Source organism: Actinoplanes aureus (assembly GCF_015704865.1).
Taxonomy (GTDB): domain Bacteria; phylum Actinomycetota; class Actinomycetes; order Mycobacteriales; family Micromonosporaceae; genus Actinoplanes; species Actinoplanes aureus.
In genome coordinates this window covers 487,818-503,986 of the sequence record NZ_JADQTO010000004.1, presented here as the reverse complement: position 1 = coordinate 503,986, position 16,169 = coordinate 487,818, and the positions used below count along the sequence as shown (strand labels likewise).

Here is a 16,169-nt window from a genome sequence, read left to right as displayed (position 1 = left end):
GTCAGCGCGCCTTACGGGCCGCGGTGGTGCGTGCTGTCGAAGCGACGCGGGCCCGGGCCGGGGCGGCAGCCGGAGTGGCCGTCTTGCGCGCGGTCTTCTTGGCCGGCGCGGCCTTGTTAGCCGTGGTCTTCTTCGCCGCGGCAGTGGTCGTCTTGTTAGCCGTGGTCTTCTTGGCCGCTGCCGTCTTGGTGGCTGCGGTCTTCGCCGGCGCCGCCTTGGTGGCAGCCGACTTGGTAGCGGCCGTCTTCTTGGCCGCCGTCGTCTTGGTAGCGGTGGCCTTGGCCGGTGCCGCCTTGGCCGTCTTGGTGGCGGCGCTCTTAGCCGGTGCCGCCTTGGTCGCGGTGGTCTTCTTGGCCGCCGTCGTCTTGGTGGCTGCGGTCTTCGCCGGCGCCGCCTTGGTGGCAGCCGACTTGGTAGCGGCCGTCTTCTTGGCCGCCGTCGTCTTGGTAGCGGTGGCCTTGGCCGGCGCCGCCTTGCTAGCAGTGGTCTTCTTCGCCGCGGTGGCCTTGGCCGGCTTGCCACTGGCCACCAGGTCCCGGAATGTGCTGCCCGGCCGGAAAGCGGCGACGGCGGTCTTCTTCACCTTCACCGGTTCACCGGTACGCGGATTCCGCGCGGTACGCGCGTTCCGAGTCCGCTTCTCCCAGGAACCGAAGCCGGTGATGGCCACCTTGTCGCCCTTGGCGACGGCGTTCTGCACCTCATTGATGAGCGCGTCCAATGCCAGGGTCGCTGTCTTCTTGTCCCCTAGCTTGTCGGCGAGCGCCTCGATGAGCTCGGCCTTGTTCACGGTTTCCTCCCGGACGTGAGAACTGGCCCGTCGAAGGCCATTCTGCGCGCACCGTATGCCCTGTGACCTGGAGACACAAACATTCGGGGCAAAAATCCGTTGTGTCCCAACGAAATTCGCCCCCATCGGCGACCCGATGAGGGCGAATTCGTGACTGGGACTAAAGAACTACGACCGGCTTGAAAGACGGACGGCCCTTCTCGTACGCGGTAATCGCGGCCTCGTGCCGCAGCGTCAGTCCGATGTCGTCGAGGCCCTCCATGAGACGCCACCGACTGAAATCGTCGATCGGGAAGCCGTACGCCGCATCGTCGACGCGGACCACCCGCCCGTCCAGGTCGACGGTGATCTGCTTCTCCGGCTCGCTCTCGGCCAGATCCCAGAGGCTCTCGATGATCTTCTGGTCGAGCTGGATCGGCAGCAGGCCCTCCTTGAGGGCGTTGCCGCGGAAGATGTCGCCGAACCGGGAGGCGATGACCGCCTTGAAGCCCCAGTCGCGCAGCGCCCAGACCGCGTGCTGGCGGGACGAGCCGGTGCCGAAGTTGGGGCCGGCCACCAGGATCGTGGCGCCCGCGTGCGCCGGGTTGTGCAGCACGAAGTTCGGGTCCTCGCGCCAGGCGCTGAAGAGGCCGTCCTCGAAACCGGTCCGGGTGACCCGCTTCAGATAGACCGCTGGGATGATCTGATCGGTGTCCACATCGGAGCGGCGCAGCGGCATGACCTTGCCGGTGTGACTGACGAACTTGTCCATGACGGTGTCCTCTACAGGTCGGCGGGCGCGGCCAGCTTGCCGACCACGGCGGTGGCGGCGGCGACCTGCGGCGAGACCAGGTGGGTACGCCCGCCCTTGCCCTGCCGGCCCTCGAAGTTGCGGTTGGAGGTGGAGGCGGCGCGCTGGCCGGGGCTCAGCGTGTCCGGGTTCATGCCCAGGCACATCGAGCAGCCGGCGAACCGCCACTCGGCGCCCGCCTCGGTGAAGACCTTGTCGAGACCCTCGGCCTCGGCCTGCTCCCGCACCTGGTACGACCCGGGGACGATCATCATCCGGACACCGTCGGCCACTTTGTGCCCACGGATCACGTCGGCGGCGGCACGCAGGTCCTCGATCCGGCCGTTGGTACAGGAGCCGACGAAGACGACGTCGACCGGCACCTCACGGAACGGCGTGCCCGGGGTGAGGTCCATGTACGCCAGGGCGCGCTCGGCAGCGCCGCGCTCCACCTCGTCGAGGAAGTCCTCGGGGTTCGGCACGACGTCGTCCAGCGCGGCACCCTGACCCGGGTTGGTGCCCCAGGTGATGAACGGGCTGATCGCTGCGGCGTCGATGACGATCTCGGTGTCGTACTCGGCGCCCTCATCGGTGGCGAGGGTCTGCCAGTACTCGACCGCGGCGTCCCAGTCGGCGCCCTGCGGGGCGTGCGCGCGGCCCTTCAGGTACTCGAAGGTGGTCTCGTCCGGCGCGATCATGCCGGCCTTGGCGCCCCACTCGATCGACATGTTGCAGATCGTCATCCGGCCCTCCATGGAGAGCTTGCGGATCGCCTCACCGCGGTACTCCACGATGTGGCCGTTGCCGCCGCCGGTGCCGGTCTGCGTGATCAGGGCGAGGATCAGATCTTTCGCGGAGACGCCGGGGCGCAGGTCGCCGACGACCGTGACGGCCATCGTCTTCGGCTTCGACTGGGGCAGCGTCTGGGTGGCGAGCACGTGCTCCACCTCGCTGGTGCCGATGCCGAAGGCCAGTGCGCCGAAAGCGCCGTGGGTGGCGGTGTGCGAGTCACCGCAGACGATCGTCATGCCGGGCTGGGTGAGACCCAGCTGCGGGCCGATCACGTGCACGATGCCCTGGTTCACGTCGCCGAGCGGCCGGATCTGCACGCCGAACTCGGCGCAGTTCTTCCGCAGCGTCTCGATCTGCGTACGCGAGACGGTGTCGGCGATCGTCAGCAGCTCACCGCGACGGGTGTTGAAGGCCGGATCCGCGTACCCGGTCGGGGTGTTGTGGTCCTCCGTCGCGAGCGTGAGGTCGGTCCGGCGGACCGGGCGACCGGCCATCCGGAGACCGTCGAACGCCTGCGGGCTGGTGACCTCGTGCAGGAGGTGCAGGTCGATGAAGAGCAGGTCCGGCTCGCCCTCGGCCGTGCGCACCACGTGGTCATCCCAGACCTTCTCGGCCAGGGTCCTGGGTTTCCCGCTCTGGGGAGTGACTCCCACCATCTGGACATCCTAAATTCTGGAATGTATGTTTCGGCTTGTGGGACACAGTATGAGCGGTGTCGGCGTTCTCGACAAGGCGGTTGTCATTCTCGCCGCATGTGTCGACGGCGCCAGCCTGGCCGAACTCGTCGAGCGCACCAAGCTGCCGCGGGCAACCGCGCATCGCCTGGCGCAGGCGCTGGAGATCCATCGGATGCTGGTCCGGGACACTCAAGGAAGATGGCGTCCCGGACCGAGATTGGGCGAGTTGGCCAATGCCGCACCAGACGTTCTGCTGACCGCGGCCGAACCGCTGCTGTCCGCGCTGCGCGACGCCACCGGCGAGAGCGCTCAGCTCTACCTGCGCCGTGCCGATGAGCGTATCTGCGTGGCCGCGGCCGAGCGTGCCAGCGGCCTGCGCGACACCGTCCCGGTCGGCTCGGTGCTGCCCATGGTGGCCGGTTCGGCGGCCCAGATCCTGCTGGCCTGGGAGCCGCCCGAGGCGGTCATGCCGCTGCTGCCCCGCTGCAAGTTCACCGGCCGCACGCTGGCCGAGGTCCGCCGCCGCGGCTGGGCGCAGAGCGTCGCCGAGCGCGAGCCCGGTGTGGCAAGCGTCTCCGCGCCGATCCGCGACCGGACCGGCCGGGTCATCGCGTCCATCTCGATAAGCGGTCCGATCGAACGCCTCGGCCGCCGCCCCGGCGAGCGGCACGCGATGGCGGTCGTCCGGGCCGGCCAGCGGCTGTCCGGCCTGTAACCGCCCGGCTAGGGCGTCCAGACCGCGTTGTCGTGTGCGAAGACGACTCGCTCCGGGTCGAGTTCCAGCAGGCGGCCGAGCCAGGCCGGGGTGATTCCGACCCCGGCCCGGCGGGCCAGCACGTCGCCGGTGAAGGCGGTCGCGTGGTCGTGGCTCTGCCCGGCCACGATGACCGTTCCATCGCCGGTGGTCACCACCACCGACTGATGGCCGGCGGTGTGGCCCGGGGTGGGTACGACCAGGACACCGGGCAGGATCTCGGCCTCACCGTCCAGTTCCTCGTAACGGGCACCGGCGAAGTCCACGAGTTCCGGCAGCGTGTGGCCGGTCACCGTCCGGGCGGTGGTCAGCTCGGACCGCTGGGTGAAGACGGGCGTCCCGGCCAGCTCCGGGTTCCCGCCGCAGTGGTCGAAGTGAAGATGACAGTTCACCACGTACCGAATATCGGTGAGCGTGATGCCCGCGGCCGCGACCGCCGCTGCCAGCGGGACCCGGTGGGGTTGATAGTGGGCGTCCACGTCCGGATGGCTGCCCATGCCGGTGTCCACCAGCAGCCGCCCTCGCGGATGATCGATCAGATAGCCGAGCGCCGGCTCGACCCGCGGGGAGCCGGTGCCGGTCTCCCCGGCCGGGCGCACGAAGTATCCGAAGTCGACCCGTCGCACTGTGATGTCGGCCATCGTCGAAGTATTTCCGGAATTCCGCTTTCCGGCCGCGTTGCTCTCCGCACAGCAGAACGGCCCGCACCAGATCGGTGCGGGCCGTTTCTTTCCTGGTAGTCCCGAAGGGATTCGAACCCTCGCTACCGCCTTGAGAGGGCGGCGTCCTAGGCCGCTAGACGACGGGACCAGAGCCGCTTACCTTCAGCGGCGGGCTGAACTCTATCAGGGCCGCTCCCGCACCCGAAGCCGGGTGCAGCCCTCGGCCCAACCCCACTGCTGCCTCGACGGTCGTGAGGCAGCAGTGGGGTTGGGCCGGGGGAACGCGCAACGGCCCGCATCCGAAGATGCGGGCCGTTCACCGATGTAGTCCCGAAGGGATTCGAACCCTCGCTACCGCCTTGAGAGGGCGGCGTCCTAGGCCGCTAGACGACGGGACCAGAACTTCCGTTGCTGGACCTACCAGAGATCCAGCGCCGCTCTCCCGGGGGAGAGCCAGCGCTGGGGTACCAGGACTCGAACCTAGACTAACTGAACCAGAATCAGTCGGGCTGCCAATTACCCCATACCCCATTGGCCCGGCTTGCCGCGCCGGGGAGAACTTTACCCGAGGCCTACCGGCCCGCCAAATCGGGTTACCGAAACAGATCCGCGTGACGACGTGCCCACTCTTCGTAGGCCATCGCCGGACGGCCCAGCAGGTCGGCCACGGTCGATACCGCGGCCTGCGGGTGGTCGGCCAGCTGTGCCAGGCCGTCGAGGTACCACTCGCCGTACTCCCCCATGATCGACTCGAAGTGCGCCCGCGCCTCGGACCCGGTCAGCTCGACGTAGGTCAGATCGCGGCCGAGCGCCCGCCCGATCGCCGCGACCATCTGCCGGCGGCTTAGCGCTTCCGGACCGGTCAGCTCGTAGGACCGGCCGGCATGCCGGTCGGACAGCAGCACCTCGGCGGCCACGGCCGCGATGTCCTCCTGGGCGATCGGCGCGTTCACCACGTCCCCGTACGCGTCCCGCACCACGTCTCCGGCGGCGATCTGCGCCGACCACAGCTCCGAGTTGGCCATGAACTCGCCGGGCTCCAGGTGCGTGTACGCCACCCCGGACGCCTCCACCCCGTCCTCGATGACCTGCCAGGTGCCACCCTTGGCCCCGGCCATGTCGACGATCTGGCGTACCCCCGCGTCGGCTGCCAGCCGGCACACCTCGAACACGGTGGCGGGATGCGGCGCGAGATACATCTTCTCGACGCCCGCCAGGGCGTCGGGCAGGGTCTCGAGCCGGCCGAGGAAGCCGCGCGCCACCTCGACGCCGGGCGGCAGCTGCGCCTTCGCCGGGTCGTTGGTGAGGGCCCGCACGTCCGTGGCACCGCGGGCGAGCAGCTCGTCGACGACCATGCGGCCGACGTTTCCGGTAGCGCCGGTAACCAAGATCTTCATTCTCGTACCCCCTACGGAAACTGTTTCCCGTAGGGTATACGGAATCATGGTGAACTTTCCATTGCTCTGGCGGCGGAGCCTGCCCGCCCGCAAGGCCGCCGGGCGCCCGCCGCGCCTCAGCGTCGACGCGGTGCTGGCCGCCGCGATCCGCGTCGCAGACGCGGAGGGCCTGGAAGCGGCCTCGATGGCCCGGGTCGCGGCCGATCTCGGGGTGGCGACGATGACGCTCTACACCTATGTGCCGTCCCGCGCGGATCTGATCGACCTGATGGTCGACGAGGTGCTCGCCGCCCGTGAGCTGACCAGATCCGAGAACTGGCGGGCATCGATCGCGCACTTCGCCGCCGGCACGCGGGCGATGTACGTCGCACACCCCTGGCTGACCGAGGTGTCGCTGGTGCGGCCGCCGCTCGGGCCGGGGATGCTCGCCGAGCGCGAGTTCATGATCGCCGCGATGACCGACCGGGGCCTGCCGGTGGACCGGATAAACCGGGCGGCGCTGGCCGTGACCGCGTTCGTCTACGCGTTCGCCCGGGAGGCCGGTGAGGACGAGCGGCTGCGGCAGGCCAGCGGCCAGACCACCGAGTCGTGGTGGCACGCGCACGGCGAGTTCTGGGAGAAGTGGTTCGACGTGGAGGAGCATCCGGCGATGACGGCCCTCTGGAACGCCGGCGGCTTCGAGGAGCAGACCCAGGACGCGTTCGGGTACGGCCTGGACCTGCTCCTGGACGGGATCGAGCGGTCAGTCGAGTGAGACGACCGGGTTCCGCAGCTCGCCGATGCCCTGGACACTCACCGACACCGTGTCACCCGGCACGATCTGGCTGACCCCGGCCGGCGTACCGGTCAGGATCACATCACCGGGGAGCAGCGTCATCACGTGCGACACGTACGAGACCAGGCTGGGGATGTCGAAGACCATGTCCTTGGTCCGCCCGATCTGGCGCACCTCCATGTTGTTCGGGTCGCGCCCCACCTCGCACCGCACCTCGAGGTCGCTCACGTCGAGCTCGGTCTCGATCCACGGGCCGAGCGGGCAGAACGAGTCGAAGCCCTTGGCGCGGGTCCACTGCGGGTCCTTGCGCTGCAGGTCCCGCGCGGTCACGTCGTTGCCGCAGGTGTAGCCGAAGATCGCCTTCTCGGCGCCGGCCCGGTCGACCCGCCGTGCGCCGGTGGCGCCGATCACCACGGCGAGCTCGGCCTCCTCCTCCACCCGGCTGGTGACGCTGGGGATCCGGATCGCGTCGTTCGGCCCGATCACCGAGGTGGACGGCTTGATGAAGATGAGCGGCTCCTTGGGCACCTCGTTGCCCAGCTCGGCCGCGTGGTCGGCGTAGTTGCGGCCGATCCCGATCACCTTGCTGGAGAAGATCGGCGCGAGCAGGCGTACGTCCGGGAGCGCCCACCGCTGGCCGGTGAAGACCACCTTCTCGAACGGCAGGCTGCTGATCTCGGCGACCGTCAGGCCGGAGGAGCCATCGCCCTCGACGACGCCGAACGAGACCCCAGCGGCATGAACAAAACGGGCGAAGCGCACGGGATTAACCCCTCTTCGAAGGAACGGACTCCCCCGGAATCTACGCCGGGCGGGTCTCCGCACCGAGCCGCGGGAACGGCTCCAGGGCGAAGACCACCTCGACCGGTACCTCGAAGTACTCACAGATGCGCAACGCCAGGTGCAGGCTCGGGCTGAACTCGCCGCGCTCCAGGTATCCGACGGTCTGGTAGTGCACGCCGAGGGCGTCCGCCAGCTGCCGGCGGGTGATGCCCCGCTCGGCCCGCAGCATGGCGATCCGGTTGTACGTGACCTCGCTGCCCATCGACTCCCTCAAACAGTCATTCGGGTCATCGCCCGCTCGCGACGGGCCGCCACCGCGGAGCCGGACTCCCGGCGAGCCATCCGGCGCAGAATGCCAGGCGCCAGGGCCAGCCCGGCCACCGACCACGCCGCCAGCACCCCGAAAGTCTCCAGATGCCGCCAGGTGCCGCCGAGCTCCGCGGCCACCAGGGCATCCGGCAGGAAGGCCGATCGCAGGCCCAACCCTAACCAGTAGACCGGGAAGACCTGGGCGACGCCCTGCACCCAGCCGGCCAGTGCGGTGATCGGATAGAAGACGCCGGAGACCGCGGTCAGTCCGATGATCGGCAGCATCATCAGCGACGCCTGGCGCGGGTTTTCGAACAGCGCGCCGAGCACCGCGCCCAGCGGCATGGTCGCCAGGAAGGCCAGGGGCACGAGCCAGAGCAGAACCAGCAACCCGTCGGCGCCGAGGGTCAGGCCGTCCACCAGGAAGAGGCCGGGCACCAGGACGAAGAGGCAGCTGATCACGGCCACCCCGGCAACCAGCACGATCTTGCCGATCAGGTAGCCGGTCATCCCGTTGGGCGTGGCCTTCGCCCGCAGCAGCGTGCCGTCCTCCCGGTCCATCGTCAGGTACTGCATCATGCTCATGAGTCCGCTGATCACGATGAGCATCGCCATCGAACCGACCAGACTGTGCGCACCCAGGGCGAACTCGGTCCCGGGGATCGTGCTGTCGCGCATCCAGATCAGCGCGATCACCAGGAACACCGCGGGTAGGAAGTAGCCGAACAGATCCGTCCCGCTGCTCACGGTCTGCCGCAGCTCGATCAGCCCTCGGCTCAGACCCAGCCGAACCACCCGGATCATCGCGCGCTCCCCTCAGCCTCGCGGACCAACTTCATGTACGTCTCCTCGAGGCTGCTCCGCCGCACCTCGAGGTCACCGATCGCGTCGCCGTGCTGGCGGAACAGCTCCCGCACGAAGCCCGTCGCCTCCGCCGCCGAGTGCACGAACCGCTGCCCGTCCCGGGTCCAGCGGATCTCCGTCTCGCCGGACACCTGCCGGGACAGCTCGTCGGCCGAGCCGGCCGCCGCGATCCGCCCGCCGGAGAGGATCAGGATGCGGTCGGCCAGTTTCTCCGCCTCGTCGAGATCGTGTGTGGTGAGCATGATCGTGGTCTCGTCCACATCGGTCAGCCGGTGCACCAGATCATGGAACTCGCGCCGCGCCTCCGGGTCGAAGCCGACCGTCGGCTCGTCGAGGAAGAGCAGCTCGGGGTGCCCCACGATGCCGATCGCCACGTCGAGGCGGCGCCGCTGGCCACCGGAGAGCCGGGCGATCTTCGTGCCCGCCGACTCGGTCAGCCCGACCACCTCGAGCAGCTCGTCGACCGGCCAGGGCCGGGGGCGATCAGCCGTGGAGTAGACCGAGTAGTAGGCGCCGAGGTGCTCCAGCAACTCCCGGACCTTCCACTTGCTGTGGTCACGCCAGGACTGGAGCACCACACCGAGGCGGGCCCGCCACTGCTCCGCTCCCTGCTCCGGGTCGACGCCGAGCACCCGAACGGCACCACCGGACCGCCGGCGAAAGCCCTCCAGGATCTCGATGGTGGTGGTCTTGCCGGCGCCGTTGGGCCCGAGCAGGACGAGCACCTCGCCCCGGTGAGCCGTGAAATCGACGCCGGTCAGAACCTCCTTCGGCCCGTAGCTCATCCGCAGGTCGCGAACCTCGATAACCGCCTCATCGATCGGCACGCCGCGGCCGACCCCTGCCTCACCCGCCAGCACCGTCTCGTTCATGTCCAGCACACTATCAAGAATGTAGTACACCTGCTACATACTTTCGTATGCCTATGTCGCGCCACGCCGTGGCGGAACTCATTCGCGCCAAACGGTGATCGTGTTGATCGCCTTGGCTAGATACATTGGTGCGATGGGGATCAAGCAGGTGAGGGCACTCACCACCACGCTGCCCTCGGTCACCTGGATTCCCCTCGCCCGGGCGCACGCCGAGCGCGCCGACCAGATGACCGCGGGCCACCGTGCCCGCCGGTCGACCGGCGAGAAGCACGCCATCGAGGACTTCCTCTACGACTACTACGGGACCAGGCCGTCGCTGCTGCGCCGGTGGCATCCCGGCGTCGGCGCCGGGCTGGCCCCGGCTCCCGACGGGCTCGCCGAGCACGCCGGCCTGAAGTTCTATCTGACCCACCCCGACGGCGTGGTCACGCTGGACGTCGACGCGTTCCTGCACGCCCGCGGCGAGAGCGTGCGATACATCCACGGTCTGCTCACCGCGACCGCGTCCCGGCCGGTCTTCTCCGGCTGTTTCGGCCTGCACGAGTGGGCGATGGTCTACCGCGAGCCGGAGCACCGCCACGAGCTGCCGCTACGCCTCGGCCAGGACGGCACCGACAAGGTGGTCGAGCAGCACACCATCCGCTGCACCCACTTCGACGCCTTCCGCTTCTTCACCCCCGAGGCCGTCGGCCTCAACCGCCTGCAGCCCACCCGCGCCACCCAGGTCGACCTGGACCAGCCCGGCTGCCTGCACGCGGCGATGGACGTCCACAAGTGGGCGCAGAAACTCGGCCCGGCCGTGCCCGGCGCCCTCGCCCTGGACTGCTTCGCCCTGGCCGGCGAGATCCGCCTGCTCGACATGCAGGCCAGCCCCTACGACCTGGCCTCCTACGGCCACCCCCCGGTGAAGATCGAGACCCCCGAGGGCAAGGCCGAGTACGTCGCACGCCAGCGCGAACTCGCCCGCCGCGCGGCCGGCCTGCGCAGCCGCCTGATCCGCGTCTGCGAGGAACTGCTCGGCCCGGAGGCCGCCGCACGCAACCGCGAGGCCGTCGCACCCTTCAACCAACGCTGAGGGGTACGGGCAACGACCGTCCCGACGATCCGGCCCGTCCCCGCTCTCCCCCGCGGCCACCTGCGACGCCGGGCCCCAGCGCGACCGCCGGCGCGATTCAGCCGGCGGCGGCGCGGCGGCGGGCGAACTCCTGAAGGATCGCGACGTTCTCCTCCTGGGTGGCGACCGCGTCATCGAGGAGGCGGATCGATTCGGCCGGATCACCGGCGCCGTCGGACCGCAGGTGGTCGACGACGTCCTGCAGGTGGGTGGCGTCGTACTTCAGCAGGGCGATCAGGTCGCTGTCGCTCTTGTCGGTCAAGTCCTCCATGCTGCGAGTATCCAGAAATCACCCGCCGCGCGCGGTCAGTTGCGCCCGATCAGTCCGCCGCGCTCGGTGTCTTAGCTACTTTCCGGTCAGGCGGCGGATGACCTCTTTGAGCAGGGAACCGAGTTCTTCGTGTTCGACCACTGCCTCGTCTATCGCGTCCGCCGCCTCGGCCTGCTGTCCGCTGAGCGCGGAGCTGGCGTGCGAAACGGCGAGCTCGAGTCGCCCCAGGCGCTCTTCCAGCATGGTGATGATCTCGGCATCGCCCTTGTCCGGCAAGTTGTCCATCGGCTCAGTATCCGCCGTTCCGTCACGCCTTGGGCGAGTTCGGACTCGCTACAGTCCGTGAACGGCTGCCGCGTCAGTCCATGTCTCCGCGCCGGTTGCGTTTGATCTGGGCTCGGCGCTTCTTCTCGCCGATGCGGCGCTCGACGGAGCCGCGGGACGGCTTGGTCGGGCGGCGCTGGCGGGGTGGCGGCGCGATGGCCTCGCCGACCCGCATGGCCAGGCGGGCCTCGGCAGCTTCGCGATTGCGGAGCTGGGAGCGGTGCTCGGAGGCGGTGATGGTGAGCACGCCGTCGACCAGCCGGCTGCCGAGCCGCTCGACCGCGCGTTCCTTCAGCGCGGGTGACAGCAGGCCGGAGGCGAGCAGGTTCCACGACAGCTCGACACGCGAGTCCGTGGTATTCACGCCCTGGCCACCCGGTCCGCTGGAGCGCGAGAAGCGCCAGCTCAGCTCACTCTCCGGAATGGCCAGGCCAGGCCGGATCAGCACGTCGGCCATCAGATCCCCCTTGCGGAATGCCGCGCCCGTACGTCGTCCAGCACGTCACCAGCATTACACCGCGCACGATCATGCGCTACGCGGTTATCGATGGGATGCCGGCAGGGCAAGATGGGCGGGTGACGTCACCAACCGCACCGGTCGCAACGACCGGGTATCCGTGGCCCATCGAAACCACGCGGCTGGCGAACGGCCTGCGCGTCGTCGTCAGCGAGGACCGGACCGCACCGGTCGTCTGCGTCAACCTCTGGTACGACGTCGGCTCCCGGCACGAGCCGCCAGGTCAGACCGGCTTCGCGCACCTCTTCGAGCATCTGATGTTCGAGGGTTCGCAGCACGTGAAGAAGACCGAGCACATGAAGCTCGTGCAGGGTAACGGCGGTTCGCTGAACGCCACCACCAACCCGGACCGGACGAACTACTTCGAGACCATGCCGTCCGAGCACCTCGAGCTGGCGCTCTGGCTGGAGGCCGACCGGATGGGCGGGCTGGTCCCGGCGCTCACCCAGGAGACACTGGACAACCAGCGCGAGGTGGTGAAGAACGAGCGGCGCCAGCGGTACGAGAACGTGCCGTACGGCGACGCGTGGCTGCGCCTGCTTCCGCTGCTCTACCCGGAGGGCCACCCGTACCACCACGCCACGATCGGGTCCATGGAGGATCTGAACGCGGCGAGCCTGGCCACGTTCAAGGCGTTCCACCAGCAGTACTACGCGCCGAACAACTGCGTGCTCACGGTGGTCGGGGACACCACGCCGGCCGAGGTGTTCGCGCTCGCGGAGAAGTACTTCGGCGCGATCGCCACGGTGCCGGACATCCCGCCGGCTCCGGACGGGACGCTTCCCGGTCCGGCCGGCACCCCGGCGCGGGAGACCGTCACCGCCGATGTGCCCGCTCCGCGGATCTACCTGTCGCACCGGACGTACCCGTTCGGGTCGGCCGGCTACGACACGATGACGGTGCTGGCGACGGTGCTCGGCAACGGCCGGGGCAGCCGGCTCTACCAGCGGCTGGCCGACGGCGCGCGGATCGCGCAGCCGGACTACATCGGCTCGTACGGTGTGGACCTGGCACACGCCCCGGCCCCGCTGATCATCACGGCCACCGCGAAGGACGGCGTCGCCGTGGACACCCTGGAGGCCGGCCTCGCCGAGGTGGTGCAGAGCCTGATCGACGAGCCGGTCACCACGGACGAGCTGAACCGGGCCAAGGCGCTGCTGACCACCGCGTGGTGGCGGCAGGTCTCCACTGTGGGCGGCCGGGCCGACACCCTGGGCCGGTACGCGACCCAGTTCGGCGATCCGGCCGCGGCCGGCGACCGGTTGCCGAAGTGGCTCGCCGTCACCGCGGACGACGTCACCGCCGCGGCCGCCGAGACGCTGCGGCCCGAGTCCCGTGTCACCCTCACCTACCTGCCCGGGGAGCCCTCATGACCCTCGTCACCACCCGTCCGGACCCGGGACCGGCCCGCCCGTACGCCTTTCCCGCGGTGCGGCGGATCAGCGCGCACGGCGGCACGGTGATCGCCGCCCACCTGCCCGGCCAGATCCTCGCGAGCGCCGTGCTGCTGCTCGACGCGAGTGCGGCCCGGGAGACCGACGGCCGCGAGGGCACCGCGACGGTGCTCGCCAAGTGCCTGGAGGAGGGGACGAAGCGGCGCGACTCGGCGGCGTACGCGCTGGCGCTGGAGGGACTCGGCGCCGAACTGTCCCCGTCGGTGGACTGGGACGCCTTCCGGGTGGGTGTCTCGGCGCCCGTACCGATGCTGGCCGACGCCGTGCGCCTGGCCGCCGAGGCCGCGCGCACGCCGAAGCTGGACGCCGCGGATGTCGCGCGCGTGCGCGACGACGAGGTGACCGCGCTGCGGATGGACTGGGCGCAGCCCGGGCCGCGTGCGGACGCGGCGCTGCGAAAGGACCTCTTCAGCGCGGACGGGCGCTACTCCCGTCCGCTGCACGGCGACCCGGCGAGCGTCGCCGCGGTCACCGTCGAGGACGTGCTCGCCTTCCACGAGTCGTGGATGCTGCGTCCCGGTGTGCTGCTGGTGGCCGGGGATCTGGACGCGCTCGACCTGGACGTCCTGGCCGAGGCCGCGTTCACCGATACCTCCGGCGCGCCACAGGAGAAGGAGGGCCCGCTGGGCGTGCCGGTACCGGACCGGGTACGCACGCTGCTGGTGGACCGGCCCGGCTCGGTGCAGTCGACGCTGCGGATCGGGCACCGGGCTCCCGAGCGGGCCACCCCGGACTACGTGGCGATGACGCTCGCCGCGACCGTGCTGGGCGGCGCGTTCACGTCCCGGCTGAACCACCTGATCCGCGAGGTGAAGGGCTACACGTACGGGATCCGTGGGTCGTACGCGATGACCCGCCGCTCGGGCCGGTTCGAGGTGGCCGCCGGGGTGCAGACCGCGGTGACCGGCCCGGCGATCAAGGACACCCTCGGCGAGATCGCCCGCACTCAGCGGGAGGGCGTCACCGAGGCGGAGCTGGAGGTGGCCCGCTCCTGGCGAGCCGGTCAGCTGAGTGTGGAGATGCAGACGCCGGGTGCGATCGCCGGGGCGCTGGCCTCGCTGGTGGTGCACGGCCTGCCGGACGACTACTACGAGACGCTGCGCAGGGAGTACCTGGAGGCGACCGTGGAGCAGGTCTCCGCGGCCGCCGGACGGCACCTCGCGGTGGACGGGCTGACCCTGGTCGTGGAGGGTGACGGTGCCGTCATCCGGGACGATCTGGCGGAGTTCGGCGATCTGGTGGACGCCGACGTCTGACGGTGGGACCCGGGGTCGTGGCGCGCCGCGGCCCCGGGCAGCCATCGCCGTCGATGGTGTGATGTAAACCGCGTTCACAGCATGCTGTTAGCGAGGCCCAGATAACTTTGCCGCCATGACGATCACCGACGCGCCGCTCGAGAAACGCCCGGCCAAGCGCCGAATCGTCCTTTCCGTCCTGCTCTGGCTGCTTGTGGCGCCCGGGGCGCTCTGGTTCCTGGGACGGGTCTTCGGGCTCGAACGCGGCTTGTTGATCATGCTGTTCGCCGGTACGCCCTTCGTCGCGGCGTGGACCTGGATCCCGTTCCTGATCGCCCTGATCACCAAGCGGTGGCCGATCGCCGCGGTGGCCGGCGTGGTCGCCTTCGGCATGGCCGTGTGCGTGCTGCCGCGCGCCCTGCCGGACTTCGACAAGGGCCCGTCCGAGGGCGTCGAGCTGCGGGTGCTGACCGCCAACCTGCTGTTCAGCGGAGCCGACCCGGCGCAGATCGTACAGATGGTCCGGGACAACGACGTCGCCGTGCTCGCCGTGCAGGAGTTCACCCCGCGCGGCGAGGCGGCCCTGAAGGCGGCCGGCATCGCGGAGCTGCTGCCCTACCAGCAGCTGGCACCGGAGTACGGCGCGAGCGGCTCCGGCCTCTACTCCCGCTACCCGATGACCGATCAGGGGTCGCGGCGCAACGGCGGCGGCTTCCAGCAGGCGTACGCGACGATCCAGCCGACCGGCGCCGCCCCGGTCTACGTGGAGTCGGTGCACCCGCTGGCCCCGGCCCACCCGACCATGTTCGCCGGCTGGAGCACCGACATCCGTGAGCAGCTGCCCGCCGACCCGGCCGCCACGCCGCGGATCCTGCTCGGCGACTTCAACGCGACGCTGGACCATAAGGTGCTGCGTGAGCTGATCGCGACCGGTTACCGGGACGCCGCCGACGCCGTGGGCGACGGTCTCGTCCCCAGCTGGCCGTCCCGGGGAGGATCGAACGGGCTGGTGACCATCGACCACGTGCTGGTCGACGAGCGGATCGGGGTGCGCGAGGTGGACGTGCACGACGTGACCGACTCCGACCACCGCGCGGTGTACGCCTCGCTCACCGTCCCGGCGGCCTCGTGATCGAGATCCGGCGGGTCACCGTCGACGATGCCGGTCCTCTGGCCGCGCTGGTCCGGGCGAACCGGGCCTACCTGGAGCCGTGGGACCCGATCCGCGACGAGAGCTACTACACCGAGTACGGGCAGCGGCGGCTCATCGCCGACGTGTTGGGTAAGGACGACGCGTTGCCGTACGTGATCGTCGTGGACGGCCGGGTCGTGGGCCGGGTCACCCTCTCCAACGTGGTCCGCGGCCCGTTCCTGTCGGCGAGCCTCGGCTACTGGGTCGCCGAGGAGACCGCCGGTCGCGGTGTGGCCAGCGCGGCCGTCGCGGCGATCGTCCGGGCCGCCTTCACCGAGCACGGCCTGCACCGGGTCGAGGCGGCGACGCTGCTGCACAACGTACGGTCGCGGCGCGTGCTGGAGCGCAACGGCTTCGAACGGATCGGCATGGCGCCGCGCTACCTGCGGATCGCCGGCGAGTGGCAGGACCACTACCTCTTCCAGCTCCTCGCCGAAAACTGGCTCGCGGCGGGACCGGGCGGGGCCTAGCATCGGCGGCATGAGGATCAGCGCAGTCACGACGACGCCGGCACGTCCCGGCGTTAGTCTCCGCTGACCTCTCAGTGACGACACGGCCCCGGGCGATATGCCCGGGGCCGTTCTGCTTCCTCGGTGTGTCGCTCACCGACCCGAGGAG

The 16,169-nt window shown here is 70.0% G+C and carries 19 protein-coding genes and 3 tRNA genes; 7 read left to right on the top strand and 15 right to left on the bottom strand.

Annotation, left to right across the window (positions count from 1 at the left end):
* Position 1: 1 nt before the first annotated feature.
* The 3 genes from I4J89_RS11095 to leuC all read right to left on the bottom strand — a co-directional run bounded on the left by I4J89_RS11095 (position 2) and on the right by leuC (position 3,007).
* Positions 2 to 790 (bottom strand): HU family DNA-binding protein, encoded by a 789-nt coding sequence (locus tag I4J89_RS11095; RefSeq protein ID WP_196413786.1) that lies wholly within the window; start codon positions 788 to 790, stop codon positions 2 to 4.
* Positions 791 to 950: 160 nt separating this feature from the next.
* The gene (leuD, locus tag I4J89_RS11090; RefSeq protein ID WP_196413785.1) at positions 951 to 1,541 is read right to left on the bottom strand and encodes a 3-isopropylmalate dehydratase small subunit; all 591 of its coding nucleotides are present in this window, start codon (positions 1,539 to 1,541) and stop codon (positions 951 to 953) included.
* Between the two features lie 11 nt (positions 1,542 to 1,552).
* A complete protein-coding gene (gene leuC / locus I4J89_RS11085; RefSeq protein WP_196413784.1) occupies positions 1,553 to 3,007 on the bottom strand; it encodes a 3-isopropylmalate dehydratase large subunit in 1,455 nt (484 codons plus the stop codon).
* 49 nt (positions 3,008 to 3,056) lie between these two features.
* On the opposite strand from leuC, the gene I4J89_RS11080 reads away from it, so the two are divergent.
* Positions 3,057 to 3,743: an IclR family transcriptional regulator gene (locus I4J89_RS11080; RefSeq protein ID WP_014447202.1), complete on the top strand. Its 687-nt coding sequence runs from the start codon at positions 3,057 to 3,059 to the stop codon at positions 3,741 to 3,743.
* 8 nt (positions 3,744 to 3,751) lie between these two features.
* Here the strand turns inward: I4J89_RS11080 and I4J89_RS11075 are convergent, their stop codons facing one another.
* The 5 genes from I4J89_RS11075 to I4J89_RS11055 all read right to left on the bottom strand — a co-directional run bounded on the left by I4J89_RS11075 (position 3,752) and on the right by I4J89_RS11055 (position 5,841).
* Positions 3,752 to 4,423, bottom strand: a complete 672-nt coding sequence (locus I4J89_RS11075; RefSeq protein WP_196413783.1) for an MBL fold metallo-hydrolase — start codon at positions 4,421 to 4,423, stop codon at positions 3,752 to 3,754.
* 93 nt (positions 4,424 to 4,516) lie between these two features.
* A tRNA-Glu gene (locus I4J89_RS11070) sits at positions 4,517 to 4,592 on the bottom strand.
* Positions 4,593 to 4,769: 177 nt separating this feature from the next.
* Positions 4,770 to 4,842, bottom strand: a tRNA-Glu gene (locus I4J89_RS11065).
* A 61-nt stretch (positions 4,843 to 4,903) separates the two neighbouring features.
* Positions 4,904 to 4,975 (bottom strand) — tRNA-Gln (locus I4J89_RS11060).
* Positions 4,976 to 5,037: 62 nt separating this feature from the next.
* Entirely contained in the window at positions 5,038 to 5,841 is an 804-nt protein-coding gene (locus I4J89_RS11055) for an SDR family oxidoreductase (RefSeq protein ID WP_196413782.1), read from the bottom strand.
* Positions 5,842 to 5,887: 46 nt separating this feature from the next.
* Between I4J89_RS11055 and I4J89_RS11050 the strand changes: the two genes are divergently transcribed.
* Complete coding sequence (locus I4J89_RS11050) at positions 5,888 to 6,595, top strand: TetR/AcrR family transcriptional regulator (RefSeq protein ID WP_196413781.1); 708 nt, start codon at positions 5,888 to 5,890, stop codon at positions 6,593 to 6,595.
* Here the strand turns inward: I4J89_RS11050 and I4J89_RS11045 are convergent.
* The 4 genes from I4J89_RS11045 to I4J89_RS11030 are packed head-to-tail and all read right to left on the bottom strand — an operon-like array spanning position 6,584 to position 9,444.
* Positions 6,584 to 7,378: a fumarylacetoacetate hydrolase family protein gene (locus I4J89_RS11045; protein WP_196413780.1), complete on the bottom strand. Its 795-nt coding sequence runs from the start codon at positions 7,376 to 7,378 to the stop codon at positions 6,584 to 6,586. The two genes, I4J89_RS11050 and I4J89_RS11045, sit on opposite strands and share 12 nt — an antisense overlap.
* A 40-nt stretch (positions 7,379 to 7,418) precedes the next feature.
* A complete protein-coding gene (locus tag I4J89_RS11040; protein WP_196413779.1) occupies positions 7,419 to 7,661 on the bottom strand; it encodes a helix-turn-helix transcriptional regulator in 243 nt (80 codons plus the stop codon).
* Positions 7,662 to 7,669: 8 nt separating this feature from the next.
* Positions 7,670 to 8,512, bottom strand: coding sequence for an ABC transporter permease (locus tag I4J89_RS11035; protein WP_196413778.1), 843 nt, complete (start codon positions 8,510 to 8,512; stop codon positions 7,670 to 7,672).
* Positions 8,509 to 9,444, bottom strand: coding sequence for an ABC transporter ATP-binding protein (locus I4J89_RS11030; protein WP_196413777.1), 936 nt, complete (start codon positions 9,442 to 9,444; stop codon positions 8,509 to 8,511). Before I4J89_RS11030 ends, I4J89_RS11035 begins: the two co-directional genes overlap by 4 nt.
* Before the next feature lie 133 nt (positions 9,445 to 9,577).
* Between I4J89_RS11030 and I4J89_RS11025 the strand changes: the two genes are divergently transcribed.
* Positions 9,578 to 10,519, top strand: coding sequence for a 3-methyladenine DNA glycosylase (locus I4J89_RS11025; RefSeq protein ID WP_196413776.1), 942 nt, complete (start codon positions 9,578 to 9,580; stop codon positions 10,517 to 10,519).
* A gap of 97 nt (positions 10,520 to 10,616) precedes the next feature.
* Here I4J89_RS11025 and I4J89_RS11020 read toward each other — a convergent pair whose 3' ends face one another.
* From I4J89_RS11020 to arfB, 3 genes are all read right to left on the bottom strand, one after another.
* Positions 10,617 to 10,829: a hypothetical protein gene (locus I4J89_RS11020; protein WP_196413775.1), complete on the bottom strand. Its 213-nt coding sequence runs from the start codon at positions 10,827 to 10,829 to the stop codon at positions 10,617 to 10,619.
* A 75-nt stretch (positions 10,830 to 10,904) separates the two neighbouring features.
* Positions 10,905 to 11,114, bottom strand: coding sequence for a hypothetical protein (locus I4J89_RS11015; protein WP_196413774.1), 210 nt, complete (start codon positions 11,112 to 11,114; stop codon positions 10,905 to 10,907).
* 73 nt (positions 11,115 to 11,187) lie between these two features.
* Positions 11,188 to 11,610 carry an alternative ribosome rescue aminoacyl-tRNA hydrolase ArfB gene (gene arfB, locus I4J89_RS11010; protein WP_196413773.1) on the bottom strand — a complete coding sequence of 141 codons (423 nt, stop codon included), beginning with the start codon at positions 11,608 to 11,610 and terminating at the stop codon, positions 11,188 to 11,190.
* Positions 11,611 to 11,705: 95 nt separating this feature from the next.
* On the opposite strand from arfB, the gene I4J89_RS11005 reads away from it, so the two are divergent.
* The 4 genes from I4J89_RS11005 to I4J89_RS10990 all read left to right on the top strand — a co-directional run bounded on the left by I4J89_RS11005 (position 11,706) and on the right by I4J89_RS10990 (position 16,021).
* Positions 11,706 to 13,043: a M16 family metallopeptidase gene (locus tag I4J89_RS11005; RefSeq protein ID WP_196413772.1), complete on the top strand. Its 1,338-nt coding sequence runs from the start codon at positions 11,706 to 11,708 to the stop codon at positions 13,041 to 13,043.
* Positions 13,040 to 14,380: a M16 family metallopeptidase gene (locus I4J89_RS11000; RefSeq protein WP_196413771.1), complete on the top strand. Its 1,341-nt coding sequence runs from the start codon at positions 13,040 to 13,042 to the stop codon at positions 14,378 to 14,380. The genes I4J89_RS11005 and I4J89_RS11000 overlap by 4 nt, the downstream gene beginning before the upstream one ends.
* Positions 14,381 to 14,495: 115 nt before the next feature.
* Complete coding sequence (locus I4J89_RS10995) at positions 14,496 to 15,491, top strand: endonuclease/exonuclease/phosphatase family protein (RefSeq protein WP_196413770.1); 996 nt, start codon at positions 14,496 to 14,498, stop codon at positions 15,489 to 15,491.
* Positions 15,491 to 16,021: a GNAT family N-acetyltransferase gene (locus I4J89_RS10990; RefSeq protein WP_196413899.1), complete on the top strand. Its 531-nt coding sequence runs from the start codon at positions 15,491 to 15,493 to the stop codon at positions 16,019 to 16,021. The genes I4J89_RS10995 and I4J89_RS10990 overlap by 1 nt, the downstream gene beginning before the upstream one ends.
* Positions 16,022 to 16,169 lie beyond the last annotated feature (148 nt).